Source organism: Vibrio sp. PSi01 (genome assembly GCF_054960695.1).
In genome coordinates this window covers 24,886-49,639 of record NZ_JBHNYN010000003.1, presented here as the reverse complement: position 1 = coordinate 49,639, position 24,754 = coordinate 24,886, and the positions used below count along the sequence as shown (strand labels likewise).

The following is a 24,754-nucleotide window of genomic DNA, read 5'->3' as shown; positions in this document are numbered from 1 at the left end:
GCCTAATTCAGGTGGGACTAAAGTGCGTAATTTGCAGACCAGTTCTCTAGAACTGATTGGTATGGCTTAATGAAATTTTCTTCAGCGAACTTACCTTGCTCTATTGCGAGTTTGCTGCGCTCTTCTCGGTCATACACGATTTGAGTTAGCGAGTGGTCCAAGTTTTTCAAGTTTGGTTGGTAACAGTTGCCCGCAACCGCGTTCGCGTTGTAAATCTCAGGACGGTAGATTTTCTGGAACGTACCCATAGTGCTGATGGTGCTGATAAGTTCTAGGTTGGAGTAATCGTTAAGTAGATCACCAAAGAAATAGAAAGCCAGAGGAGCAACATTATTTGGTGGCATGAAATAACGAACTTGTAAGCCCATCTTCTTGAAATATTGCTCAGTTAAAGAAGACTCATTCGGTTGGTATTCAAAACCTAATACTGGGTGTTGGTTTTCAGTGCGGTAATAGGTTTTATTATCTGATACGCTTAAGCATATAACAGGTGGTTTATTAAAGTTCTTTTTGTAAGCGTCAGAGTTAACGAAATATTTAAAAAGCTTGCCGTGTAAATCCCCAAAATCTTCTGGAATGCTGAATTTATCTTGGCCTTTATTATGATCCAATAGACGTACGCTAAAGTCATAATCTCGAACATACGAAGAGAAGTTATTTCCCACAATACCTTCTATTCTCTCGCCAGTTTTTTGATCAAGAATGTTTGTTTTCAGCACTTCAATTGAAGGAAACGCTTCGCCACTACTCTCAATATCCATATCAACAGAAACGATTTCAAGCTCTACAGAGTAGCGGTCGCCCTTTGGGTTGTCCCAATGTGCTAAGGCGTTGAAACTGTTGTCAATCATCTGTAGCGCGTTGCGTAAGTTAGATTGGCGGTTATCGCCTCTCGCTAAGTTCGCAAAGTTGGTGGTGATGCGCGTGCTATCTGCTGGTTGGTAATTTTCGTCGAGGCTAATGCTTTTAATCGTAAAATTAAATTCTTTATTCATGCTGATTTAGTATCCCAATTTTTTTCTGATTCTCTCGGTCTTTAGTATTAAAACGGCTTTTATTTTTTGCTTGTGACCGGATTAAGAATCGAAGGCTATGCTGTCTTAAATTAATGCTTATTAGAATTAATTTCATATAAAGTTAATCGCTTAAGGTTTTTATACGTTGTTCAATGGGTGATTAATAATGGTATTACTTCACATTCAACATGAGGAATATTCATGATCTATTATGTTTGAAAATTTGAGCTGGTGTCAGTTATATTAATTAGCATGATGGATATATAACCACATTAAAAGTATGTTATTTGAGACGATTAATTTAATTAAGAGATGGACGAAATGAGTGAGTTGCTGTTGTTGATTTTATACTGTGCACTATTAGGCAGTGGTGTTGGGTTTCTAGCTGGTTTGTTAGGGATTGGCGGAGGGCTGATCATTGTTCCGGTGTTAAGCAGCATTTTACTTTATTTAGAAGTTCTACCGTCCGATCAAGTTGTTGTCGCTGCGATTGCGACTTCCTTGGCCTCGATTCTATTTACTTCTACTTCTTCTGCGCTTGCTCACCACAAGAATGGAAACGTGCCTTGGGATCTGGCGCCTTGGATCATGCTCGGTGTTGCACTGGGTGCACTGGTTAGTGGCTTTATGGCGGCTCTGTTGCCAGAAAAAGTTGTTCGTATTGTGTTTGCAGTGAGTGTGGTTCTTATCGCAATAAAGATGTTCTTAAGCAGCAAAAACGACGCGCCTAAAGAAAGAAAACTGCCAAATAAGGGCATCTTAACCGTCCTGACAACGATCACGGGCGGTTTGTCTGCGATGATTGGCATTGGTGGTGGTGCATTACTGGTTCCGCTGTTGACGTTTTTCTCTGTCGATATGAAAAAGGCCATCGGTTGTGCGTCTGCTTGTGGCATTGTTATCGCGTTATTTGGTTCAATCGGCTATATCAGTTCGGGCAGCAGCCACTTTGCTTTAACTGACGGTTTTGCTGGTTTTGTTTATCTACCTGCGTTGCTGGGTATAGTATGCACTTCTTGGTTTACGGCTCCGTTAGGTGCAAAAGCAACCAACCATTTACCGGTTCCAACGATTAAGAAAATCTTTTCAGTATTGTTGGTGGTTATCGCGGCAAGCATGGTTTCTCGTTAATAAAAGATCGCTCAAGTATGAATATATGGAGCAAAAACGAATAAGTTGATCAACTACCAATAATTAGAAAAGGGCAGTTTCATAACTGCTCTTTTTTATCTCTCGGTCTATGCTTATACAGCTATGTACATGAGTATATTGATAAAACTGTTTAGTTATGAACGATTCACTGCTATAGCTAAATGTATCTTGTTTGATTCAACGGAATGCTATCAATGAGTGGTTTATGGATCCTTTAACGCAGGGCGTATTAGGCGCTTCTTTGTCACAGTCGGCAAGCAGAAAACAGAACTTGGTTGTCGCTGGGGTATTAGGTCTACTCTCTGGATTGGCTCCAGATTTAGATGCACTGATTAAGTCTCAAAGTGACCCTTTGTTGGCTTTGGAATTTCATCGACAATTTACCCACTCACTTTTTTTCATCCCCATTGGCAGTTTGATCTGTGCTTTGGCTCTGCATCATCTCATTGCAAAAAGGCGCGGGCTTTCTTTCAAACAAAGCTGGCTGTTTTGTGCTCTGGGTTATGGCACTCATGCACTGTTAGACGCTTGTACCACTTATGGCACGCAGTTACTTTGGCCTTTGACCAACGCGCGTTTTGCTTGGAATACCATATCAATAATCGATCCTGTTTATACGCTTCCCATCTTAATTTTACTTGTGTTTGCAACGTTGAAACGAGCGCCTTGGCTAGCGCGTGTCGCATTTACTTGGGCTTTGGTTTACCCAACATTAGGGATGATTCAGCGAGATAGGGCAGAGGCGATTGGGTGGCAATTAGCGGAAGAAAGACAACACACGCCGATTCGATTAGAGGCAAAACCGAGCTTTGCTAACATTCTGGTTTGGAAAGTAGTGTACGAAACAGAGGCTCATTATCACGTAGACGCAGTGCGGGTTGGTACATCGGTAAGCACGTATCCCGGAGAGTCGATCGCTAAGCTGAACGTTGGCAGGGATTTACCTTGGCTTGACCTTGATTCTCAACAAGCCAAAGACATTGAGCGCTTCCGCTGGTTTTCTAATGGCTACATTGCGCAGGACCCAGCAGATGAGCTGCGTATTATCGACGTCCGATATTCAATTGTACCGAATCAAATGAAAGCACTATGGAGCATCAAGCTATCAAAAACTGTTGATGTTAACGCCCATGTAAAATACGAAACGCACAGAGATAACACTCCAGAATCGAGACAGATCTTTTTCGGTATGCTCACTGGCGATAAATGACCTAGTTCTAAACAGTAAAAAGGCTGAGTCAGATAATCTGCTCAGCCTTTGTTTTTCTGCTGTCTAATAGAAAACTATAGGTAACGACTTCTCAAATGATCTTTGAAGTATTGCGCATTTAAAGTCTCACCGGTTGCACCTTTCACTAAATCATCGGTGGTCAGCAAGCTGCCTTTGCTCCAAATATTTGATTCTAACCAAGTGAAGATAGGTGAAAGATCACCACTTTCAATCACAGAGTTCACATCAACAGTTTTCTTCATTGAAGCCATGAACTGAGCCGCGTACATCGCACCTAGTGTGTAAGATGGAAAATAGCCGAATGCGCCGTCTGTCCAGTGGATGTCTTGCATACAGCCATCAGTGAAGTTGCCTTGAGTGCTTAAACCAAGGTAAGACTGCATCTTAGTGTTCCAAAGTTCAGGGACATCGGTGTGTTTGATCTTACCGTTGATCAAATCACGCTCAATCTCGTAACGTAAAATGACGTGTGCTGGGTAGGTCAGCTCATCGGCATCAACACGGATGAAGTCTTTCTTCACGCGAGTATAAATCTTCTGGAAGTTATCTTTTTCAAATTCAGAGCCTGAGAACTGTTGACCAGCCATGTTTGCTAAATGTCCAATGAACGGGTCGCTGCGACCAACTTGCATCTCGAAGAACAAAGACTGAGATTCATGGATACCCATCGAGCGAGCTTCACCCGCAGGTTGACCTGCTAGGTGTTTTGGTAAGCCTTGTTCGTAACGTGCGTGTCCTGTTTCATGTACGATCCCCATTAAGCTTTGAACGAACTCAGCTTCGTCGTAGCGCGTTGTGATACGCACGTCAGAAGGCACACCGCCACAGAATGGGTGAACACTTTCATCTAATCGGCCGTGTTCGAAATCGAACTGAAGCAGCTTCATAACTTCTAAGCCCAGTGCTTTCTGTTTCTCGGTCGAATAGATACCAGATGGCGCGTTAAGTTGCTCGCTTGATTGCTTTTCGATTACTTCGTCTATCAAACTTGGTAGCCAGGTTTTAACGTCTGCAAATAAGATATCCAGTGAAGCAGAGCTAGTGCCCGGTTCATAGATATCAAGCATGGCATCATATGGTGTTAGGTTAGCGGCATCTGCGCGGATTTGTGCTTCTTCACGAGATAACTCAACCACTTCACGCCAGTTCTTTTCGAATCCAACCCAGTCGTTGTTACCACGTTGGCTACGCCATGCATGTTCACACTTTGAACCTGCGAGAGATTTTGCTTCAACCAGTTTTTCTGGAAGTAGGTTAGCTTGTTGCCATTGGCGTTTTATTTCACGCAGAGATGATTGTTGTTCGTTATTCAAAGTTTCGTTTTCAGCGGCTGAAATCCAATCACCAAGCTGTGGCTGAGTCATTAGGCCGTGAATATGAACAGATACCTCGGCCATCGCTTCACTACGAGCTTGGTTTCCCCCAGATGGCATCATGGAAGCTTGGTCCCAACCACAAATAGAGGCGAGATGTTGAAAGCGTGAACACTTTTGAGAGTGTTCGACTAGTTTTTTGAATGCGCTCATTTGACTACTCTTAATTTGGTTTCTTTAAATGATTTTAATGGCAGGGCCAAGGCATGAACTCTTTTCTAGTGTACTTGGATTATGGCTCTGCTTTTAATAATGTTGTATTTCACAGTAGAAGATATAGTTTTAAAAGTATGAAGCAGTACGATGCCATCAATTTACTATTTTTTAACAAATTAGACTGTACCATTGTGCACAAAATCAGTGAGTTGTATAGACAATGGCAATTGTTACTTGCGAATTATCCAGATACACGGTATTGATGATAACTCGCTGAACAAGAATGATAATGATATGGATATTTTGAACTTTGAGGCATTTCTGATTGCCATCACTATTTTAACGCTAACACCGGGTTTAGACACGGCATTAGTGATTCGTAATACTAGCCGCTCAGGCTTAGCCGATGGCTGTATGACGAGCTTTGGTATTTGTAGCGGCCTTTATGTGCATGCGTTTTTCTCTGCTGTGGGGATCTCTGCGATTCTTGCTCAATCAGCTGAACTTTTTCAAGCTGTTAAAATGGTAGGCGCGGTTTACCTAATTTGGCTTGGTTTAAGCAGTTTACGAGCTTTGATGAAAAACGGCGGTGGAATGAATGTTGGTGAGCAAGCTCAACAGGCATACAGTACAAAACGCTCGTTGCGAGAAGGCTTCTTGTCTAATGTTTTGAACCCGAAAACGGCGGTATTTTATTTGGCTTTTCTGCCTCAGTTTGTAAACCCAGAAGGTTCGCCTTTACTACAATCTATGTTGATGGCTTCCGTGCACTTTATGATTGCGATGGTATGGCAATGTAGCTTGGCTGGCGCACTTAACTCGGCTAAGAACTTGTTAAAGAATGCAAGCTTCATGAAATGGATGGAAGGGGTCACTGGTATGGTACTGGTAGGACTGGGTGTTAAGCTTTTGATGGAAGACCCTACCTAAGCTAATTTAGTTTCAATGAAAACCCGCATATCAATGCGGGTTTTTTGATCGTCCAATTTAAATTATGTTCTAACGGCTTCGCAATCATTTGAGGAAGCTAAAGGTTTGAAAAATAGCTTGGTTTCTTCAATGACGACGTTACGTAGCAAGATAAGTCCGATTAGGTTCGGAATTGCCATTAGGCCATTCACGATATCAGCCATTATCCAGATCATATCGAGCTTCAAGAATGCACCAGAAGCAACCAATGCGATGAAGATGATTTTGTAAGGTAACACTGCTTTGGTACCTAGTAAGAAAACAACGCAACGCTCACCGTAGTAGTTCCAACCTAGGATGGTTGTAAACGCGAAGAAGATCAGGCCAATAGAAACCAACATTGGACCTAAAGTATCGGCATTCAAACCCACAGCGAATGCATGAGTGGTCATTGCAGCACCAGATAGGTCTGTTTGCCAAGCACCCGTTAAAATAAGTGCTAACCCCGTCATCGTACAGATGATGATGGTATCAAAGAAGGTACCTGTCATCGAGATAAGGCCTTGCTTCACGCACGAGTCCGTTTTTGCCGCTGCTGCAGCCATAGGCGCACTACCTAGGCCTGACTCATTCGAGAACACACCACGAGCAATGCCAGATTGTATAGCAAGCATGATACTTGCTCCAAAGAAACCGCCCGTTGCTGCTGTGTTGGTAAATGCAGAGGTGATAACAAGGGTAATAGCATTCAGTAGTTGATCGGCGTTTGAAATCAGAACGCTTAAACACGCAACGATGTACATGATAGCCATAGTAGGTACTACTTTTCCTGCCACCTTAGCGATAGATTGAATGCCACCAAGGGTTACCACTGCCACCAATATCGTAAGAACGACAGCAGACATTTCACGCGAAGCACCAAAGGAAATTTCAGTCGCGTCTAAGATAGCGTTAACTTGTGGGAAGGTACCAATACCGAAGCAGGCAACACCCAAAGCGAAAACAGCGAACATCACCGCTAAGACTCTTGAGCCGACACCGTATTGCAAGTAGTACATTGGGCCGCCAACCATTTCGCCATTACTATCGGTTCTACGGTATTTAACAGCAAGTAGACATTCTGCGTATTTGGTCGCCATACCAAATACAGCAGCAAGCCACATCCAGAATAGGGCACCAGGGCCACCAATCTTGATTGCGGTCGCTACACCAACGATATTACCCGTACCAATAGTTGCTGAAAGCGCTGTACACAAAGCGGCGAAGCTAGATACGTCACCTGTACCAGATTTGTCTTTGCTAAATACCATTTTTAGCGCGGTTGGGAGGTGTCTAAACTGGAGTAGGCCTAAGCGAAAAGTAAAATAGATACCTGTACCCACTAGCAGAATAAGCAGTGGTGGTCCCCAAACGAATTGGTTGATGGTTTGTAGTGTAGCTTGTAGGTGGTTCATAGATTCCCCTTAATAAATTAAAAATTTAAGGAGAAGAGGGAAGGCAGTGCAGATCACAGGGATCGATAGCACCACTTAATACATACTGATTTCTAGATAGAATTCTTCTGGTAATTAAGGCTGTTGCTTTCCACTCCTCTGTCCTTTTGCCTGAGAGTTTCACTTAGCGAATCACTTATAGATAAGTAATGGGCACTAAGCTTGCTCCTTCGGCGACCGTTTTCTACAACAAAGTAGTACGATTCTCTCCAGAGGTTCCTCCAACAACAGTCCTCACTTTTCTGGATTTCTCCAGCACAAAGCGCCTGAAAGATTTACTTCTTCGGCGGGTTAATCTAACTAAATGTTAAAACTTAGTTAAAAACCACTCTCCTGCAGTCTTCATCGGAACAATTACCTAAATGATTAGGTAATCTGTAGGCGTATCCTAGATCATATAAAATGTGATGTCAGCTACAAAATGTCTGTTTGCACAAATGTTGTTCAACTAAATGATCAAACAACGAGACTCTGACGTAACTTGCTTATTTAAATGGTATAAAATAGAAAAACAAGGAGGAGTTATGACTCGACTAATAGCGATTGTTTTTTTATTGGCTTTGGCATTCGTGCTGTTTCGTTTCCGGACAAACGAAAAAGTACAAAAAGGGGTAGTTATCGTTATTGTTAGCAGCTTTCTTTTATATACCGCCAGTTTGATGATTTCGGAGCTAGCTCGTTAGACGCTGTTGCGTTCAAATGATAGCGAACGAGTGGATATGGAACCTAAGTGATGTATCGACAACTTAGGTGATAGGATCAGTATTGGTAATTAGTACCAGTGACCGCGTAACGTTAAACATATTTTTGGGAGTACCCGCTAGTGAACCAGCAATCTGGACAAAGCGAACAAGATGAAGTGGTTGTTATTGAAGAACGAGATAAGCGCAGTCAGCTTTACATAGGTATTGCCGCTGTTATTGGTCTGGCTTTAGGTGGCTTGATCGGTTCTACAATCACGGCGTCAAAGTGGGAGTCCACTTATCAAGTACTCGAAACACGTTACCAAGAACTGAATGAAAGTAAAAAGCAATTAATGACATCAGTAGAAACTAAGGTGGCAAAAGTTGACACGGAAATCGATGCGAAAGTAGAAACTGCGCTAAAGCAACAATCAGCAGAGCATCAAAAAGAACTCCAAGATTTAGCGAAACAGTCTGCAGTTTTGGAGAAGGCGAACTACTCGCTAGAACAGCAGATAAACGAACAGAAACAAGCGTTAGAGAAAACTCAACAAGACAATCAGAAACTCAATCGTCAGGCTGATATGCAGTCCACCTTGTTTGAACGCTCACGTGAACTTTTTCGCAAAGAACTACAGATATCTCAAGAACTTGAAAAACTCGAGAAAGAAAGAGATGACATCGAACAGAAACTTGGTTCTTTGAAACAAGCATGTGATGTTTTCTTAGACGGCACGTCATGGGATGCGAAATCTGACGCTTGTGAGAAACAAGATAATGCTAATTCTCGATTGAGTGATATCAGACAAATGATTGAAGTTCATACGATGGACCTCAAACAAATCAAAACACTAACCGAAGAGATGGGCTTATAAGCTTAGTGCTTAATCTCATCAGCAATTAACTTGTTTGACTGCTAGTATTCAAACGCCCACATCATGTTAAAGATGTGGGCGTTTTTGCGTTACTTAACGCGACAATCTGTGAATTGCCCCCTAAAATTTATTATCATATGCAATTAGTTGATTTTTTGGTGACTTTGCATACATATTTAGGTAACCAGAAAGCAGCATAATAGTCGCGCTCAAGGATAAGACCGCGGTTTACTATTACTTCGTGACTCAATAGATGTCTAAGGAAGGATGAAATAATGCATGAATACGAATGCGAAAACTGCCCAATAGTTTATTGCTTTGATGATTGCCATTCGGCACTTAAAGAGGCGAAAATCATAGATATTGAAGCGCTAGCGAAAAGAGTTGATGAAGAGACATCACAAAGCGCAAGAGTGAATAAAGTTCCTCAGGAGCTCGATCATCAGCAATAGGTTATATGTGACGGCTATTACTTAACAGCACACAAGTAAACTATTCATTTGAGTCAAACATAAAAAATCCCCACCAACAAAGTTGGCAGGGATTCCAGATTAGTAGCATTATTGTTCTCGCTTTCTCAAGCAAAAGGGTAACTTCCTAGAAGTGACTGTTTTAGAACAATATCATTTTGCTACAAACTACTTCTCGTAAGTTTTGATTTCGCCTGATTTAACGCGAGCAACAAATGATTGCAGTTCTTTCTTCACAACTGGCATCAAGAAGTATAGGCCAAGGATGTTAAAGATAGACATCGCAAAGATAGCCGCATCAGAGAAGTCGATTACCGCGCCGAATTGAATCGTGGCACCAATAACAACAAACACACAAAACATCACTTTAAAAATTAGTTCTGTTGTTTTGCCTTCACCAAATAGGTAAGTCCACGCCTTAAGACCATAGTATGACCAAGAAATCATCGTCGAAAATGCAAACATGATAACAGCGAGTGCTAGTGTGTATTTAAACACTTCTGCAGTTTCAGTAAATGATGCAGCAGTCAGTGTTACACCTGTTAAACCTGTTCCATCGTATGGGCCAGTGTTCAAGCCGGCGATAGTGATAACCAATGCTGTCATTGTACAAATGATTACCGTATCAACGAATGGTTCTAATAATGATACAAGACCTTCTGTGATTGGCTCTTTCGTTTTTACTGCTGAGTGAGCGATTGCCGCTGAACCTACACCCGCTTCGTTTGAGAACGTAGCACGTTTCAGACCTTGGATTAACGCACCTATAAATCCGCCTACAACACCTTCACCAGTAAATGCACCTGAGAAGATAGCGCTAAATGCATTACCAACTTGATCAAGATTAGAACCGATAACAATGAGCGCCATACCAATGTAAAGAGCAGCCATCCAAGGAACAACTTTTTCCGTTACCGATGCAATCGAAGGCATACCACCAACAATCACAGAAAAAACTAAAGCGGCTAATACAAGGCCAGTAATGACACCGTATTCGCTCGGTACATCAAATGCGTAAGTTAACATGGCATGTGCTTGGTTAGCTTGGAACATGTTACCGCCACCAAGTGCACCCAAAATACACATTAACGCAAAACCAATAGCAAGGGCTTTACCTAATCCACCTAATCCTCTTTCGCTTAGACCTTGGCTTAGGTAGTACATTGGACCACCTGAAACAACACCAGAAGGTAGGATAGTTCGGTATTTTACACCTAAGGTACACTCACAAAACTTAGAAGCCATACCTAGCAGGCCACACAAGATCATCCAGAATGTCGCACCCGGACCACCAATCGCAAGCGCAGCACCAACGCCGGCAATATTACCAAGCCCTACGGTTCCAGAAAGCGCTGTTGTTAATGCTTGAAAGTGGGATACTTCCCCGTCTTCTTTGGTGTTAGGGTCGGTATATTTACCTTTAATAATGTCTATGGCCATACCAACGCGTTTAAATTGAACAAAGCCAAAATATACAGTGAAGATAATAGCGGCGAGTAAGAGCCAGCCAACAATGACTGGGAAGTTTGCTTCTCCAACCGGTACACTTTTAAATATTAATCCAACAAACCACCCCGTGTAGTCGTTGAAAAAGCCATCAACACTTTGACTTAAATTGCTAATTGACTGCTTAAATGATCCAGCTTCTTCTGCAAAAGCGCTGGTACTAAATAATAAGATTAACCCCAAGAATAGTTCACGTATATTTTTCATGGTTTTCCCTGTCTTTATTTTATAAATTTCGATTGTCATACTGAATTTATTTTTTATTTTCAATTTGTCGTTAGTTCAATAACTTATCTATTTCTTTAGACAGCAACAAAAAGGGATGTAGCTAAGTCAAAATAAGAAATAGATATGAACATTGGTCACACTTTATATGAACATCCTTTCAATAGAGTTTATGTTATCAATACCTCTGGTGTTGGTTATACCAAAGTCTTATTGATAATCTTATACACAAACGCAATGGCGTTAAAGAATTTTTTACAATAATTTTACATTTGGTCATGTTTTGTAATTATTTGCTGATCTATGACCACTTTCTAGTCAACAGGACTGACTTTTAAAGCTATTGGCAGAGCATCTTAGTGGGCTAGATACGTAAACTCTGATTAACCTGCCGCTGAGTGGACCTCGTAAGGTTTTGATAATTGGTGGTCATGCTTATGACCCAAATATGAAGCTCACAGCAATTTGGATGTTTAAAAGAGATAAAAAGTTGATAAGTTAGTGGCTTGAGACTTTCGAGCTTTCATCATGGGTGATGAAAGATGAAAGATGAAAGATGAAAGATGAAAGAAAATGAAGGGGAGGCTGAAACTGACTTATGAAAATGTTGCTATTGATTTTATCGCGTATGTTGATTTTGTTGTGTATAGCTCGCCGGACTACTTATTTAAATACTATCCCGATAGGAAGACAAAAAGCTCTTTATAAGAGCTTTTGTGTCACTGCTTTCTGATGATCAATAAACGTGTTGTTTAAACATTCCCATTAATCAAATCATCGATTTTCTGGACTTGTAACTGCATTGATTGACACATCTACGTGATGGGCGCCTCTGAACGACTTAGGCTTTTACTCGATTTATGAAAAAGCTTAAGTGCCAATAACGATCCCCATAGTAGAACCTGTCCCCATAACAGCGTCCATTGAGGTGCTATTTCTTGCCAAGATGCACCCATCTGATTAAGCGCTAAGAAACCTTGGATTGCAGGTGTGCTCGGGAATAACTGTGATAGTAGTACTAACCACTCAGGCATCATCTCAACTGGCCAAATAAAGCCTGAAGAGAAAATGAGTGGCATTGAGCTAATTAACACTACGACCGTGACTAATTCTCTTCTTGGAACCAACTCACCGATAAGAATCCCGACTAAACAACTGGCCAATAAGAAGGGCAGTAGTAAGGTCAAAATTTGTGTCATTGAGGCGAGCAAATTTATCCCATACATCGAAAAGCTTGCACCGAAGTAATACATCGATAACAAGTAATAGATGCCGATTAATGTACAACAACGAGCAAGTATCAGTTTCGCCGAAGAGATCTTACTCCAATAGCCAAACGTTGATTGCGCGTTTTGGGTTGCACCAACTAAACCTGAAGCCATGGCTAAGGTTTGTTGCAGGATCAACACAAAAACAGCAGGAACCACGTAATCAATGTATCCCATGCGACTATTGAAGGTTGGTTTTAGGTTTAAGCTAAATGCACTGTAGCCTTTGGCAGCGGATTCTAAAGGCACACCTTCGACTAACAAGTGACTAACCTTAACTTGCGCAGCTAACGTGCCTCCTGCCTTAGCTAGGCCTTCAACAATTGTCCCGTAGACCAAGAAGTAAGATGCGTCACCAGCATAAGAAAGCGTCGGGCTTTTACCGAGCAGCAAGTCTTTATAGAAGTCTTCTGGAATGACGAGAAATCCGCCAATCTCCTGATTAAGTACGGCTTGTTTAGCATCGGCGATAGAGGAATCTCGACGTACCAATTCGATCTGAGAGGTGGCATCTACCATACGTTCTAATTGGTAGCTGCTTTGGCTCTTATCCAGATTCACAACGGACGCTTTAAGCTGTTGAGGTACTTGGTTTGCGTAAGGCAATGGATATAAGAATGAATAAAATACCACGCCGCCGAATACGGTGAGCAATACAACAGGGTTGCGAAGTACCGCTAACAGTTCTTGTTTCAGCAGTTGAGTAAAGCTCATTGTTTTACTCCTCGTTGCTCTGCTTGTTTTGACGATATATATCGTGGTGATTGCGCCAAGTGTTTCTTAATCAACAACATCACCACGAAAGCAGGGACTGCGTACCACAACATTGAGGAGAGGCTGATTAAAGATTGTGCCGCGCTCACGCCATAACTAGACTGTGCCGTTTGTACTTCTATGTAATGGCTGACTGGCAGTAAGCTTCTCCAAATTTGAGCTGCCGTGTTCATGTCTGTCACTGGAAAGGTAATGCCCATGAACGCGAAACTCGGTGCAGTAAAGGCACCTGCGAAACTCATCGCCCTTGCAGGATCAAGTGTTAAGAAGAAAAACAAACAACCCATGATGATACAACTGATCACTGTCAGTATTTGGGCAATGGTCAATGCTACAAAGCTGCCATTAAATGGCCAGTCTAAGAGAGCATAGAACCAAAAGCTAAACGCGATACCAAACATTAAAAATAAGACAGCATAAGGTATTAATGTTGAGGTTAGCGACTTCATAGGTGCGTTGGATAACCAAGCTTGAAGGCCACGTGCTCTAACGTTCGCCGTTAAAACTAATATCGTGCCAACCACAACCATGATCTGCCACAGTGCAGGAATAACTGCAGACACCAAGAACTGAGCATAACTGCTGTTCTTGTTAAACAGTGGCGTGATCTGGCTTTGCACTGTTACTGCTTGGCCTAATGCTGATTGGACTGTGGTATCACCGAGTGACAGTTGTTTAACCACTTCAAGTTGAGCGTTAAACGTACCTTGAGCTTGTAGCAGAGCCGAGTTCACTAATTTGCCGATCAAGATAAATTGGCTGTTGTAGAACACGGATACCTGCGGGTTTAAACCTAGGTAAATATCTAGGTCAAAGTGTTTAGGTATTACAACATAGCCGTAGATATCACGTTCGATCATCGCTTTTGCCGCTTCACTCGCTGAGCTGTATTTCTGAGTGACTTGCAGTGTTGGTGAAGCATCAACGAGGCGCGTGAACTGCTGTGAAATTTGGCTGTGTTCAAGATCAACAACAGCCACCGGTAAATCACGAGCGATACCTTGTGCAAATATAAGCCAAATGCTTGCAGCAAGAAGTAAAGGAATCCAAGTTAGGCAAGACAACAACCATTTATCTTTACGAACAATAGCCCATTGCCTTAGTAATGGGCTCGTCACTTTGTGATGCTCAGTTGATTGCGAGCCTGTAGATCGGAAGTTAGCAGACATAGGTCACCTAAAGCTCAACCACAAGGCTCATACCCATTCGTAGTGTCTCGCCGGTATCGACAGGTTGCGCTTCTACTTCAAAAGTTCGTAAGTCGAAACCTTGTGCTGCGTCTGTTGAACGCCAAGTCGCGAAATCACCCATTACGGCGATGTGTGTGACTTGGAAAGTTAGTGACTTATCCAAAGCCGGTAGGTATGCCTCAAACTGGCTGCCTTTCTCGAAATGCTTAAGCATATCTTCACGCACATTGAGTACTGCCCATGCATCGTTGGTGTCGATAACAGTCACAACAGGGAAACCTTGTGGTGCTAGCTCACCGCTGCTCAATAGAACTTGAGATACTTCACCATTAAACCAACTGTGGATCTGTGTGTCTTTTGCGTACGCTTCAACTTCTGCTACTGCACCCGCCGCCATTAATGCTTTTTGAGCAGCAGCCACCTTAGTCTCGTCACGAACACCTTCTTGCGCTAATTTGTACATTTGGAATGCGGCACTTTCAGTGTATTTTGCGGCTTGCCATTGTGTTTTGGCTTCATCACGTTTTTGTTCTGCGACAACGCCATCGTTGTAAAGGTTGTTTACACGTTGGTACGTTTTGTCCATCAGATCAGCTGCAGCCTTGGCTTTCAGCCATTGATCTTTGGCTGCTTGGATCTGTTGAGTACGCGCGCCATTCTCTGCTTCTTGTGCTAATGCACCAGCGGCTTTCTGACCGGCTTTTGCTTGCTCTAGCTTCGCGTCAATCTCAGGGCTAAGAAGAGAAAAGATCAATTCGCCTTTTTCAACTGAGTCACCTTTACGCACGAATATTTCATCAATTCTGCCAGGTACTTTCGATGAGATACTGTATTGCTGCGCATCGATTTGGCCTTGAAGCTTAACAGGCTGAGGTTGATAAGCTTGATAAAAACTGTATCCGACCCAGCCAATGACGCCGATACCAACTAAAGATAGAAGAAGGGGCTTAATAGGTTTCATGAATTATCCTTTTGACTGGCTATCGGTGTCTGTTCTTGAATCGAAATCAGACGAAACAGAAGACGTTAAGTAACTTGAGTAAGCATTCATTTCGCTGGTTAGCGCCAACAGCTTATTAAGAGAGATGAGGTATTTGAATCTCGCAGCAGATTGCTGTGTTTTAATGCTGGCAAGGTATAACTCAGCATCAACCACTTCTAATGAGTTAGAAAGCCCTTGAGTGAATGCCTTTTTACGGAGCGATAGGTTTTCTTGCGCTAACGACAAGCTAGAGTTGAGGCCTTGAACCTCTTCAATTGCTTGGTTTGCTTCCAGATAGGTTTTTTGTACTAACACGGTTAAGTCTTGTTTAGCTTGTGATTTAAGGAATTGAACCTGAGAAACAGCACTGTGAGCTGCTGCGACTTTATCTGAACGGCCAGAGGTATCAATCAGCGGTACATTGACACCAATGCCAACTAACCAATCAGGTTTCATTTCACTCGCGAGAGAATCGTCTTCATAAAGGCTGTAATCACCGTAAAGATAAACTTCTGGGTAGTATTTACCTTTTTCTGCTTTGATTAAGCTGCTTGCTTGTTTCTCTTTTGCATCAAGGATCTTAAGGCCGGGGTAGGTCATGAGTGTTTGATCAATGAACACATCCATATGAGGGAGGTTCTTATTGATAAACAGTTGCTCTGAAGGTTCAACACTTTGGCTTTGGCCAAGTATTTGAGTTAACGCTAACTGAGCAATTTTAAGATCGTTTTGAGCTTTAGTCCGCTCGACAACCGCTTTGTCTAGTGAAGCATCCGCCTGCAAGCGTTCTACTCGTGCGATTTGTCCTTGTTGTTCAAGTTTGATGGCGAAATCACGATGCTGAGTTAAGCCAGCTTCAACGGCTTGACGCGTTTTGACGACGTCTTCCGCTAAGATCACCGAGAAGTAGTATTTGCTTAAGTCTTCGTAACGAGCCTGCTTTTCCATCAACAGTTGGCTTTGAGCCTCTTCGCTTTTACCTTCTGCGGCATTTTGCGCAGCGGTAATTCGTCCGCCTGTAAAGATAGGCCAAACCGCACGAATGGAAGAACTAAAGATGTCTTGTTCGGTAATAGTAGAGGTGATGCCACCGAGAGCTGAAGTTAACCCAGGAAGCGCGGCTCCAATGCCAGACAAACCAGCTGGTACGCCACTCAAGCTATCGGCAAACTGTTCGCCATTGATGGTTACGTCACTATCGAGGTGTGTGTAGTTAGCCCCTAAGGTGATAGAAGGCAAGTTGAGGCTACTCGTTGAGTTTTGAAGGTGCTGATAACGCTCAACATTGGCTTGTTGAGCGGCAAGAGAGTTGTTGTTCTCTTGGAGTATTTGCCACGCTTCAGTAAAAGAGAGTGGGGCTGCGTAGCTTGGCGAACTGATAGTACCGATAAGAATACTGGCAATTGCAAGGCATCGGAATTTCGGTTTAGTCATCTGAACTCATTTACCAATTTAGAGTATTAACTCTAATATTAACAGGGCGATCATCATTTGTCTTGAACAGATTGTCGCTATATATACACGTTCTTTTTATAAACAGATTCTTTCTATAAACCGAAAACGCCGACTAAATCACGAGCTCTTAGAAATTAGAAGCGAATCATTATAGAGAGACAGCTACCGCTATAGAGAGACAGATATACACAGATAGTTTCACATTAGCACATCAGCAAAAATTAATACCATTCGTTAACTTGGTGTGGATAAGGTTAAGTGTATGGTCCCAAAGACAAATAATACGAAAAGAGCACGGCAAAGCGTGCTCTTTACATTCAGTATAGAGGTATTTGTTACAAAATGAAGCGGTCTATTTAAAGCTTGGACAATGGTGGTCGGCACGCCACACTAGTTGTCTTGAACCTTGCATAGTTTGCAGTAAATCTCTGCCTGACATTTGCGGGAAAGCTAACAACACTTTTAAGTCGAGTGGGGATGTCTCGTCTTTCTCATAGGCTCTGACATGAGTAAAAGTAGATTGTAAGTTATTAAACAGCATCGCCTTAGTCAGGCAAATTCCAAAATTATCGCGTTTCATTGTCTGGTTTCCTTTTCAACAATGTTTATACGTTATGTTTTTTATCCTATGTCTGTTGGACAGTGCTATTGGGCGACACACCCTGCTTACCAGTGCTTAATCGTGGTCAACTGATTTTTATCAGCTCCCTGTGTTGTCATGCCAGTCAGCTGTATGCTTAAGTCTCTATATGTTTAGATATCTATAGATGATCCAGTTCGTTCAGCATACGTCGAGGCGAGCAAGCAACTTATTATTATTTGCACGTCCAGTGAGTAAATAATTGTTGCTCTTTTGTTAACCGAATTTCGATTGAGATAGCAGTCTTTAAAAGGCGACGGATAGCTTGGCAACAATAAATTTCTTCATATGCAACTATTATAATTGTATTTGTTTTGAACAACCTAAAAAACACCTAAAACCTTAGTGATCTAGCTCAATATTTATTCGTTTATTTACCTTTTTAAGCTAATCAGTTCTAAAAATGAGCAGTTTTTTGAGCGGTATAACGTAAAGGAATATCAATTAATAATCGGGTCAATTATTTAGTTGAGTAACAGTCACAAATTCGTATAGGTGAAAAGGTCATTTGATTAACTTGGTGTTAACATTAATCGTTAGCATTAGGGACGATTTTATATGAAATGGAGTAGTATCAGCTTCAGAAAAAGGTTGCTGATTATCATGACGGTCACTGGCCTCGTTGAACTGTTGATACTTTCAGCTGCGGGTTTTTCGTATATCAAACAATCTCAAGAACAAGAGATGGGTTTGAAAGCACTCGGTGTTGCTGAATTTCTGTCTGAATCACCACTTGTCGCCAGTATTCTCCAAGATAAACAGTCTTTAGGTCCTGATGGCGCTCCTTATTCTCTGTCCCAAGAAACCCAAGTTAAATTTCGAAACCTTACCCAACTTATTGGCGCGGCCTTTATTGTTGTAGGCGACGAAAAAGGTATTCGCTTGGTTCATCCTTATGACGACAGGCTCGGTAAACCAATGCGCGGTGGCGACAATCAAAGGGCGCTCGCACTAGGTGAATCTTATGTCTCGACGGCTAAAGGTTCGCTTGGTTTTTCTGTTCGTGGTAAGTCGGCGGTTAAGGATCAGCAAGGCGCGGTCATAGGTGTGGTTTCAGTTGGTTATCTATTGGATTCTTTGCAAGATCGAATTGAACCTTACTTGGCCTTTTTGATTGTAATGGCGTTGCTGGTGGTTGCAGTTAATGCTGTGATCTCAAGCTACGTATCTCGTCGTTTTCAACGTTCTATTTTGGGGTTTGAACCTGAAGAAATTGGTCGATTGTACGTTGAACTTGATGTGACCATGAGTACAGTGAAAGAGGGCATCTTAAGTATCGATAAGAACGGTATTTTACGTTCAATAAACAAAAGTGCCTGCGATATTTTGTCTATAGATAGGGACTCAGCACTCAATCAACAGCGCCTTTCTGATGTGTTGGCGGGCAGTGACTTAGAACACCTGTTATCAACCGGCGACACGGACCATGATGTCGAGCTGTACCTCAATAATAAGCGAATTATTGCAAACCGAAGTCCGATTGTTGTTGCTGGTGAAGTGGTTGGAGCGGTTTCTAGTTTCCGTTTAAGGGATGAAATTAATGACTTAACAGACCAATTGTCTCAAACCAAAGAGTACGCCGACCTATTGCGTTCTCAAACACACGAACATCAGAACAAGCTCAACACGATCAGTGGCTTGATTCAGATGGGAGAGTTGGAATCGGTTCAGCAATTGATTGGTCAAGAAACGGCGCACTATCAAAGCCTCATCGAGTTCTTAAGAGAAACGGTGAAGGATCCGCTGATTGCCGGCATGTTGTTAGGTAAAACTGAGCGAGCGCGTGAGATTGGCCTGGAGTTGAAAGTTGAAGAAGGCTCAAGATTAGAAGCGCTACCAAGTCGACTAAACGCCGATGACGTTGTCACTATTCTCGGTAACCTCATTGATAACGCTTTTGATGCCACCATGATGGCGATTAAACAAGAAGGGCAAATAACACCAGTTCGCCGAGTAATCGTTGTATCGATCAGTGATTTTGGTAATGAAATCATTGTTGAAGTAGAAGATAAAGGATGTGGTTTGCCAAAGCATTTGGCGACTGATGCACTAACCGAAAAAGGTGTATCAAGCAAAGCCAAGCAGAACCGAGGTGTCGGTTTGTATCTTATTAAGCAGCTTGCTGACCGCTATCAAGGGCAGCTAGAAATGATTGATAATCCCGATTTTGGGTCACGCATGACGGTGTATTTGCCGAAAGAAGAACAATAATAATTGAGTATGAAGCGATCGAGTGAAGAGCAACGTGACAGGAATACAATGGTTAAAGGAAGAACATAAATGAAGGCAATCACGAGAGTCATGGTCATTGAAGATGATATTGCGATTGCAGAGTTGCACCATCGTTATTTAGAACAGATGGGGGGCTTTGATGTGATCGGTATAGCGACCACACAATCTGAAGCGTTAATGCAATTGGATATTTTAAAGCCCGATCTAGTGCTTCTGGATGTGTATTTACCTGATGGGTGCGGGCTCGATATTCTAAATTACGTGCGTGGCAGCAACCAAGGTTGTGATGTGATCTTAATTACAGCCGCTCGTGACGTCGATACATTGCAACAAGCAATGCGCGGCGGAGTGGTTGACTATCTGCTTAAGCCAGTGATGTTTCCTCGCTTAGAAGCCGCGCTGAAAAAGTACCAATCACAACAGCAAGAGTTTGAAAGTGTATCGGATCTTAACCAAGGTTTGGTGGATAAGATGTTGCAAGCTAATGCCAAAGCGGACTCAGGAAAAGTATCAACCCTACCCAAGGGTATTGATGGTGTTACATTGGATAAGATTAGAGCAATTTTCCAACAAACTGATGCTGTTAACATCACTGCTGACGAGGCCGGTGAACGGATTGGAGCGAGTCGAACCACCGCTCGACGATATTTGGAATTTCTAATCACGACTGGCGAGTTAGTGGCTGACTTAAATTACGGGTCAGTAGGCCGCCCAGAACGCTGCTACAACAAAGCTAGAAGATAGATTTAGCGACAACAAGTCACAAAGACAAACGCGATGCTGTCAAATAAATATAAAGCCAGTTGAATAGGCTGGTTTTGCCTTTCTCTCCATTTCCTATTATTCACTCCACCGACCAGATACCGTTCTTTCTTGACTACAATGTTTGAGAATGCCGATTTACGGCTATCTCAGGCTTTGTGAGCCCGGGTGTTGAATAGAATTCGTTCGAAATGAGTCAATATTTAATCGATTGCCTTCACAGTGGTTGATGTAAATCAAATACTCATAGACAATACTGACCCGAATAGAGGTGATAGCATTCACCCTCGTTTACCAAACGCATTCTCAAGTGTAATAGGCTCTCGCTATTGATGTAATAGTTAAGACCTATTATCAATTTTCGTATGTCGCTGATACCTTTGGCGAATACTAAAAACCTTGTTTTTATAGGAAAGATGATGGTAATACCTGAAAACAGCAGCATCGTTATTTTTGGTGCGTCGGGAGATCTGACTTACCGTAAGTTAATTCCTGCTTTGTACCACCTGTATGCTAGCAATCAACTACCAGAATCCTTTGCGATTCTTGGAGTGAGCCGTACTGAGTACAGCGATGAGTCTTACCGTGAGAAGCTGAAGAAGTCTCTTCAGGAAATGGAAAAAACTGAGCCAGAGACGCTGAATGCATTTATTGAACATCTGCATTACCAAGCGATCAACACTTCAGATGTAGACGACTACGCTCGTTTAGCACAACGTCTAGACAAGCTTGAGCAAGACTACCAATTCGAAAACCATAACACATTGTTCTACTTGGCAACCCCACCAAGCCTGTACGGTGTGATTCCAGCAAACCTTGCTGCGCATGGCCTGAACGATGAAAAGAACGGCTGGCGTCGCCTGATCATCGAGAAACCATTTGGTTACGACTTAGCATCAGCTCAAGCATTGGATGAAGAGATCCATCATCACTTCCAAGAACACCAGATCTACCGTATCGACCATTACCTTGGTAAAGAGACGGTACAAAACCTTCTAGTGCTTCGTTTCTCAAACGCGATGTTTGAACCACTGTGGAACCGTAACTTTATTGAATACGTTGAAATCACAGGTGCTGAGTTCCTTGGCGTTGAAGAGCGTGGCGGATACTACGACGGTTCTGGCGCAGTTCGTGACATGTTCCAAAACCACCTGCTACAAGTGCTAGCAATGGTTGGTATGGAGCCACCAGCTCAAATTAATGCTGATTCTATTCGTGACGAAGTGGTTAAAGTTCTTCAGTGTCTCAAACCGCTAGAAGAAGACGACCTGCGTAAAGATTTAGTGCTAGGTCAATACACAGCGTCAGACGTTCGCGGCCAGCAGTTGCTTGGTTACCGTGAAGAGCCGGGTGTTGCGGATGACTCTCGTACTGAGACGTACATTGGTCTTAAAGCACACATCAACAACTGGCGTTGGAATGGTGTTCCTTTCTACGTACGTACTGGTAAACGCTTGCCGACACGTGTGACTGAAATCGTGATTCACTTTAAGAACACACCACACCCAGTATTTGGTCAAGATGCACCAGAGAATAAGCTGATTATCCGTATTCAACCGGATGAAGGTATTCAAATGAGCTTTGGTTTGAAAGAGCCAGGTGCAGGCTTCAAAGCTAAAGAAGTGAAAATGAACTTCTCTTACTCTGACTTGCCTGAAACTCAGATGCTAACAGCTTATGAGCGTCTTCTTCTTGATGCACTGAACGGTGATGCGACTCTGTTCGCACGTACTGATGCAGTAGAAGCATGTTGGAAGTACGTTCAACCAATCTTAGACTTCAAGCAAGACCCTCAAGCACTGTTTGGCTATGCTTGTGGTACTTGGGGCCCACAAGAAGCCGATGAGCTTCTGCAACGTGATGGCCGCGCATGGCGCTTCCCATGCAAGAACTTAACAGACACGGATTACTGCGAACTATGATCAATCACAAGATCTTTGCAACGCCTGAACTGGTCGTTGAAAACCTAGCAAACGAAATGAAAGCTTACAGCGAGCTGGGTAAACCTGTTCACATTTCACTGTCGGGTGGCAGCACGCCAAAAATGCTTTTCAAGCTTTTAGCTGAAGCACCGTACGCAGAAGGCATTCAATGGAATAACCTTCATTTTTGGTGGGGCGATGAACGTTGCGTGGCACCAGATGACGCTGAAAGCAACTTCGGCGAAGCGAATGCGCTGCTTTTCTCAAACGTGAACGTTCCGGCAGAGAACATCCACCGCATCCGTGGTGAAGATGAGCCTAAAGCAGAAGCTGAGCGTTTCGCAAAAGAGATGGCAGACGTGATTCCAACTGAAAACGGCACGCCTGTATTCGATTGGATTCTGCTAGGTGTTGGCGCAGACGGCCACACAGCTTCATTATTCCCGGGTGTAACTGACTACCAAGATGAGAACCTATCTGTATTAGCTTCTCACCCAGAGTCGGGTCAGATCCGTATTTCTAAAACAGCGAAAGTTTTAGAAGCAGCAAAACGAATCAGCTACCTAGTGCTTGGCGCAGGTAAAGTCGAGATCGTTAAAGAAATTCGTACAACTCCTGCTTCAGAACTGCCTTACCCGGCAGCGAAAATCCAGTCTAAAACTGGCGAAACAGAGTGGTTCCTAGATTCAAATGCAGCAAGTGCTATCGCATAAGTGCGAATAGCCGCAAGGAGATATAAATAATGAAAGGTGATATCGGTGTAATTGGCCTAGCAGTAATGGGTCAGAACCTTATCCTAAACATGAACGACCACGGCTTCAAAGTTGTGGCTCACAACCGTACTGCTGCGAAAGTAGACGAGTTCCTAGAAGGCCCAGCTAAAGGTACTAACATTGTTGGTGCATACTCTCTAGAAGAGCTAGTTGAGAAGCTAGAAGCGCCACGTAAAGTGATGCTTATGGTTCGTGCTGGTGACGTTGTAGACACGTTCATCGACAAGCTTGTACCACTTCTAGACAAAGGCGACATCATCATTGATGGTGGTAACACTAACTTCCCAGACACTAACCGTCGTGTTGCTGCTCTTCGCGAGAAAGGCATCCACTTCATCGGTACGGGTGTTTCTGGTGGTGAAGAAGGCGCTCGTTTCGGTCCTTCTATCATGCCAGGCGGTTCTCCTGAAGCTTGGGAAGCGGTTAAGCCTATCTTCCAAGGTATCTCTGCGAAAACTGACGCAGGTGAGCCTTGCTGTGATTGGGTTGGTAACGACGGTGCTGGTCACTTCGTTAAGATGGTTCACAATGGCATCGAATACGGTGACATGCAGCTTATCACTGAAGCATACCAGTTCATGAAAGATGGCCTAGGTATGAACCACGACGAAATGCAGGCTGTATTTGCTGACTGGAACAAAACTGAGCTAGATAGCTACCTAGTAGAAATCACTGCTGACATCCTTGGCTACAAAGATGAAGACGGTGAAGCACTAGTTGAGAAGATCCTAGACACTGCTGGCCAAAAAGGTACGGGCAAATGGACAGGCATCAATGCACTAGACATGGGTATCCCACTGACTCTAATCACTGAGTCTGTATTCTCTCGTTGCCTATCTGCACTTAAAGATCAACGTGTTGAAGCTGAGAAACTGTTCGGCAAGACAGTTGCTCCAGTTGAAGGCGATAAGCAAGAGTGGGTTGATGCAATCCGTCAGGCTCTACTGGCTTCTAAGATCATCTCTTACGCTCAAGGTTTCATGTTAATGCGTGAAGCGTCGAACGAAAACGGCTGGGATTTAAACTACGGTAACGTTGCACTTATGTGGCGTGGCGGTTGTATCATCCGTTCTGCATTCCTAGGCAACATTCGTGATGCTTATGAAGCGAACCCAGAGATCGCATTCCTAGGTTCAGATGCATACTTCAAAGGCATCCTAGACAACTGCATGGGCGCTTGGCGTAAAGTTGCAGCTAAGTCTATGGAATCAGGCATCCCAATGCCATGTATGACTTCTGCACTAACGTTCCTAGACGGCTACACAACAGCTCGTCTTCCAGCGAACCTTCTACAAGCTCAACGTGACTACTTCGGTGCTCACACTTACGAGCGTACTGACCGTCCACGTGGTGAATTCTTCCACACAAACTGGACTGGTACAGGCGGCGACACTGCTTCTACAACTTACGACGTATAATCGTTAGTTAGAATCAGTAGAGAACAAATTTGTTCTTTCAGCTGCAAACTAGAAAACAAAAGGATGCCTCAGTGGCATCCTTTTTTGTTGGTTTGCGTATTTTTAGATGGTCACTTCAAACACACAACTAATTATCGCTTAGGCGGTCATGATATGTGGTTGTACATCGTCGTTGTATTGATCTCGAATGGACATAAAGCTGTCTAGGTTTTGTTTAGGCGCTTCAACCCACTCTGGGTCAAACATTCA

General features: G+C 43.0%; 21 protein-coding genes and 1 riboswitch. Of the genes, 11 read left to right on the top strand and 10 right to left on the bottom strand.

Features of this window, described 5'->3' with window-relative positions:
* Positions 1 to 17: 17 nt before the first annotated feature.
* Positions 18 to 995 (bottom strand): DUF1852 domain-containing protein, encoded by a 978-nt coding sequence (locus ACFI6G_RS05740; protein WP_010438459.1) that lies wholly within the window; start codon positions 993 to 995, stop codon positions 18 to 20.
* 342 nt (positions 996 to 1,337) lie between these two features.
* Between ACFI6G_RS05740 and ACFI6G_RS05735 the strand changes: the two genes are divergently transcribed.
* Entirely contained in the window at positions 1,338 to 2,147 is an 810-nt protein-coding gene (locus ACFI6G_RS05735) for a sulfite exporter TauE/SafE family protein (RefSeq protein WP_016783918.1), read from the top strand.
* A 226-nt stretch (positions 2,148 to 2,373) separates the two neighbouring features.
* Complete coding sequence (locus ACFI6G_RS05730) at positions 2,374 to 3,378, top strand: metal-dependent hydrolase (RefSeq protein WP_016791265.1); 1,005 nt, start codon at positions 2,374 to 2,376, stop codon at positions 3,376 to 3,378.
* 74 nt (positions 3,379 to 3,452) lie between these two features.
* Here ACFI6G_RS05730 and ACFI6G_RS05725 read toward each other — a convergent pair whose 3' ends face one another.
* Positions 3,453 to 4,925: a carboxypeptidase M32 gene (locus ACFI6G_RS05725; RefSeq protein ID WP_016791266.1), complete on the bottom strand. Its 1,473-nt coding sequence runs from the start codon at positions 4,923 to 4,925 to the stop codon at positions 3,453 to 3,455.
* Positions 4,926 to 5,222: 297 nt separating this feature from the next.
* Here ACFI6G_RS05725 and ACFI6G_RS05720 point away from each other — a divergent pair, with 297 nt between their 5' ends.
* Positions 5,223 to 5,858, top strand: a complete 636-nt coding sequence (locus ACFI6G_RS05720; RefSeq protein ID WP_010438470.1) for a LysE family translocator — start codon at positions 5,223 to 5,225, stop codon at positions 5,856 to 5,858.
* 62 nt (positions 5,859 to 5,920) lie between these two features.
* Here ACFI6G_RS05720 and ACFI6G_RS05715 read toward each other — a convergent pair whose 3' ends face one another.
* Positions 5,921 to 7,291 carry an alanine/glycine:cation symporter family protein gene (locus ACFI6G_RS05715; RefSeq protein WP_010438473.1) on the bottom strand — a complete coding sequence of 457 codons (1,371 nt, stop codon included), beginning with the start codon at positions 7,289 to 7,291 and terminating at the stop codon, positions 5,921 to 5,923.
* Positions 7,292 to 7,419: 128 nt separating this feature from the next.
* Positions 7,420 to 7,553, bottom strand: a riboswitch (glycine riboswitch).
* Positions 7,554 to 7,854: 301 nt separating this feature from the next.
* On the opposite strand from ACFI6G_RS05715, the gene ACFI6G_RS05710 reads away from it, so the two are divergent.
* The 3 genes from ACFI6G_RS05710 to ACFI6G_RS05700 all read left to right on the top strand — a co-directional run bounded on the left by ACFI6G_RS05710 (position 7,855) and on the right by ACFI6G_RS05700 (position 9,340).
* Positions 7,855 to 8,013, top strand: a complete 159-nt coding sequence (locus ACFI6G_RS05710; RefSeq protein ID WP_010438476.1) for a hypothetical protein — start codon at positions 7,855 to 7,857, stop codon at positions 8,011 to 8,013.
* A 140-nt stretch (positions 8,014 to 8,153) separates the two neighbouring features.
* Positions 8,154 to 8,888 (top strand): chromosome segregation ATPase, encoded by a 735-nt coding sequence (locus tag ACFI6G_RS05705; protein WP_010438479.1) that lies wholly within the window; start codon positions 8,154 to 8,156, stop codon positions 8,886 to 8,888.
* 275 nt (positions 8,889 to 9,163) lie between these two features.
* Entirely contained in the window at positions 9,164 to 9,340 is a 177-nt protein-coding gene (locus tag ACFI6G_RS05700; RefSeq protein WP_016791268.1) for a hypothetical protein, read from the top strand.
* A 186-nt stretch (positions 9,341 to 9,526) separates the two neighbouring features.
* Here ACFI6G_RS05700 and ACFI6G_RS05695 read toward each other — a convergent pair whose 3' ends face one another.
* The 6 genes from ACFI6G_RS05695 to ACFI6G_RS05670 form a co-directional block, all read right to left on the bottom strand.
* Positions 9,527 to 11,071 carry an alanine/glycine:cation symporter family protein gene (locus ACFI6G_RS05695; protein WP_010438482.1) on the bottom strand — a complete coding sequence of 515 codons (1,545 nt, stop codon included), beginning with the start codon at positions 11,069 to 11,071 and terminating at the stop codon, positions 9,527 to 9,529.
* Positions 11,072 to 11,904: 833 nt separating this feature from the next.
* Positions 11,905 to 13,071 carry an ABC transporter permease gene (locus ACFI6G_RS05690; protein ID WP_010438485.1) on the bottom strand — a complete coding sequence of 389 codons (1,167 nt, stop codon included), beginning with the start codon at positions 13,069 to 13,071 and terminating at the stop codon, positions 11,905 to 11,907.
* On the bottom strand, positions 13,068 to 14,300 hold the full coding sequence (locus ACFI6G_RS05685) for an ABC transporter permease (protein ID WP_016791269.1): 1,233 nt from the start codon (positions 14,298 to 14,300) through the stop codon (positions 13,068 to 13,070). The genes ACFI6G_RS05690 and ACFI6G_RS05685 overlap by 4 nt, the downstream gene beginning before the upstream one ends.
* Before the next feature lie 7 nt (positions 14,301 to 14,307).
* The gene (locus ACFI6G_RS05680; RefSeq protein ID WP_016768672.1) at positions 14,308 to 15,282 is read right to left on the bottom strand and encodes an HlyD family secretion protein; all 975 of its coding nucleotides are present in this window, start codon (positions 15,280 to 15,282) and stop codon (positions 14,308 to 14,310) included.
* A gap of 3 nt (positions 15,283 to 15,285) precedes the next feature.
* Entirely contained in the window at positions 15,286 to 16,737 is a 1,452-nt protein-coding gene (locus ACFI6G_RS05675) for a TolC family protein (RefSeq protein WP_016783920.1), read from the bottom strand.
* 373 nt (positions 16,738 to 17,110) lie between these two features.
* Positions 17,111 to 17,338 (bottom strand): hypothetical protein, encoded by a 228-nt coding sequence (locus tag ACFI6G_RS05670; protein WP_010438494.1) that lies wholly within the window; start codon positions 17,336 to 17,338, stop codon positions 17,111 to 17,113.
* Between the two features lie 618 nt (positions 17,339 to 17,956).
* Between ACFI6G_RS05670 and ACFI6G_RS05665 the strand changes: the two genes are divergently transcribed.
* From ACFI6G_RS05665 to gnd, 5 genes are all read left to right on the top strand, one after another.
* Positions 17,957 to 19,609 carry a sensor histidine kinase gene (locus tag ACFI6G_RS05665; RefSeq protein ID WP_032546049.1) on the top strand — a complete coding sequence of 551 codons (1,653 nt, stop codon included), beginning with the start codon at positions 17,957 to 17,959 and terminating at the stop codon, positions 19,607 to 19,609.
* A gap of 69 nt (positions 19,610 to 19,678) precedes the next feature.
* Positions 19,679 to 20,374, top strand: coding sequence for a response regulator (locus ACFI6G_RS05660; RefSeq protein WP_016768675.1), 696 nt, complete (start codon positions 19,679 to 19,681; stop codon positions 20,372 to 20,374).
* Between the two features lie 437 nt (positions 20,375 to 20,811).
* Positions 20,812 to 22,314, top strand: coding sequence for a glucose-6-phosphate dehydrogenase (gene zwf / locus ACFI6G_RS05655; RefSeq protein WP_010438503.1), 1,503 nt, complete (start codon positions 20,812 to 20,814; stop codon positions 22,312 to 22,314).
* Positions 22,311 to 23,027, top strand: coding sequence for a 6-phosphogluconolactonase (pgl, locus tag ACFI6G_RS05650; RefSeq protein ID WP_462710202.1), 717 nt, complete (start codon positions 22,311 to 22,313; stop codon positions 23,025 to 23,027). The genes zwf and pgl overlap by 4 nt, the downstream gene beginning before the upstream one ends.
* Positions 23,028 to 23,056: 29 nt before the next feature.
* Positions 23,057 to 24,505 carry a decarboxylating NADP(+)-dependent phosphogluconate dehydrogenase gene (gene gnd / locus ACFI6G_RS05645; RefSeq protein ID WP_004733587.1) on the top strand — a complete coding sequence of 483 codons (1,449 nt, stop codon included), beginning with the start codon at positions 23,057 to 23,059 and terminating at the stop codon, positions 24,503 to 24,505.
* 138 nt (positions 24,506 to 24,643) lie between these two features.
* Here gnd and ACFI6G_RS05640 read toward each other — a convergent pair whose 3' ends face one another.
* Entirely contained in the window at positions 24,644 to 24,751 is a 108-nt protein-coding gene (locus ACFI6G_RS05640) for a hypothetical protein (protein WP_016791272.1), read from the bottom strand.
* Positions 24,752 to 24,754 lie beyond the last annotated feature (3 nt).

Coding starts and splice junctions, on each gene's coding strand:
- zwf (WP_010438503.1), top strand. CDS start 20,812: ATGGTAATACCTGAAAACAGCAGCATCGTTATTTTTGGTGCGTCGGGA.
- ACFI6G_RS05725 (WP_016791266.1), bottom strand. CDS start 4,925: ATGAGCGCATTCAAAAAACTAGTCGAACACTCTCAAAAGTGTTCACGC.
- ACFI6G_RS05715 (WP_010438473.1), bottom strand. CDS start 7,291: ATGAACCACCTACAAGCTACACTACAAACCATCAACCAATTCGTTTGG.
- pgl (WP_462710202.1), top strand. CDS start 22,311: ATGATCAATCACAAGATCTTTGCAACGCCTGAACTGGTCGTTGAAAAC.
- ACFI6G_RS05740 (WP_010438459.1), bottom strand. CDS start 995: ATGAATAAAGAATTTAATTTTACGATTAAAAGCATTAGCCTCGACGAA.
- ACFI6G_RS05685 (WP_016791269.1), bottom strand. CDS start 14,300: ATGTCTGCTAACTTCCGATCTACAGGCTCGCAATCAACTGAGCATCAC.
- ACFI6G_RS05735 (WP_016783918.1), top strand. CDS start 1,338: ATGAGTGAGTTGCTGTTGTTGATTTTATACTGTGCACTATTAGGCAGT.
- gnd (WP_004733587.1), top strand. CDS start 23,057: ATGAAAGGTGATATCGGTGTAATTGGCCTAGCAGTAATGGGTCAGAAC.
- ACFI6G_RS05700 (WP_016791268.1), top strand. CDS start 9,164: ATGCATGAATACGAATGCGAAAACTGCCCAATAGTTTATTGCTTTGAT.
- ACFI6G_RS05680 (WP_016768672.1), bottom strand. CDS start 15,282: ATGAAACCTATTAAGCCCCTTCTTCTATCTTTAGTTGGTATCGGCGTC.
- ACFI6G_RS05695 (WP_010438482.1), bottom strand. CDS start 11,071: ATGAAAAATATACGTGAACTATTCTTGGGGTTAATCTTATTATTTAGT.
- ACFI6G_RS05665 (WP_032546049.1), top strand. CDS start 17,957: ATGAAATGGAGTAGTATCAGCTTCAGAAAAAGGTTGCTGATTATCATG.
- ACFI6G_RS05640 (WP_016791272.1), bottom strand. CDS start 24,751: ATGTTTGACCCAGAGTGGGTTGAAGCGCCTAAACAAAACCTAGACAGC.
- ACFI6G_RS05670 (WP_010438494.1), bottom strand. CDS start 17,338: ATGAAACGCGATAATTTTGGAATTTGCCTGACTAAGGCGATGCTGTTT.
- ACFI6G_RS05720 (WP_010438470.1), top strand. CDS start 5,223: ATGGATATTTTGAACTTTGAGGCATTTCTGATTGCCATCACTATTTTA.
- ACFI6G_RS05710 (WP_010438476.1), top strand. CDS start 7,855: ATGACTCGACTAATAGCGATTGTTTTTTTATTGGCTTTGGCATTCGTG.
- ACFI6G_RS05730 (WP_016791265.1), top strand. CDS start 2,374: ATGGATCCTTTAACGCAGGGCGTATTAGGCGCTTCTTTGTCACAGTCG.
- ACFI6G_RS05690 (WP_010438485.1), bottom strand. CDS start 13,071: ATGAGCTTTACTCAACTGCTGAAACAAGAACTGTTAGCGGTACTTCGC.
- ACFI6G_RS05660 (WP_016768675.1), top strand. CDS start 19,679: ATGAAGGCAATCACGAGAGTCATGGTCATTGAAGATGATATTGCGATT.
- ACFI6G_RS05675 (WP_016783920.1), bottom strand. CDS start 16,737: ATGACTAAACCGAAATTCCGATGCCTTGCAATTGCCAGTATTCTTATC.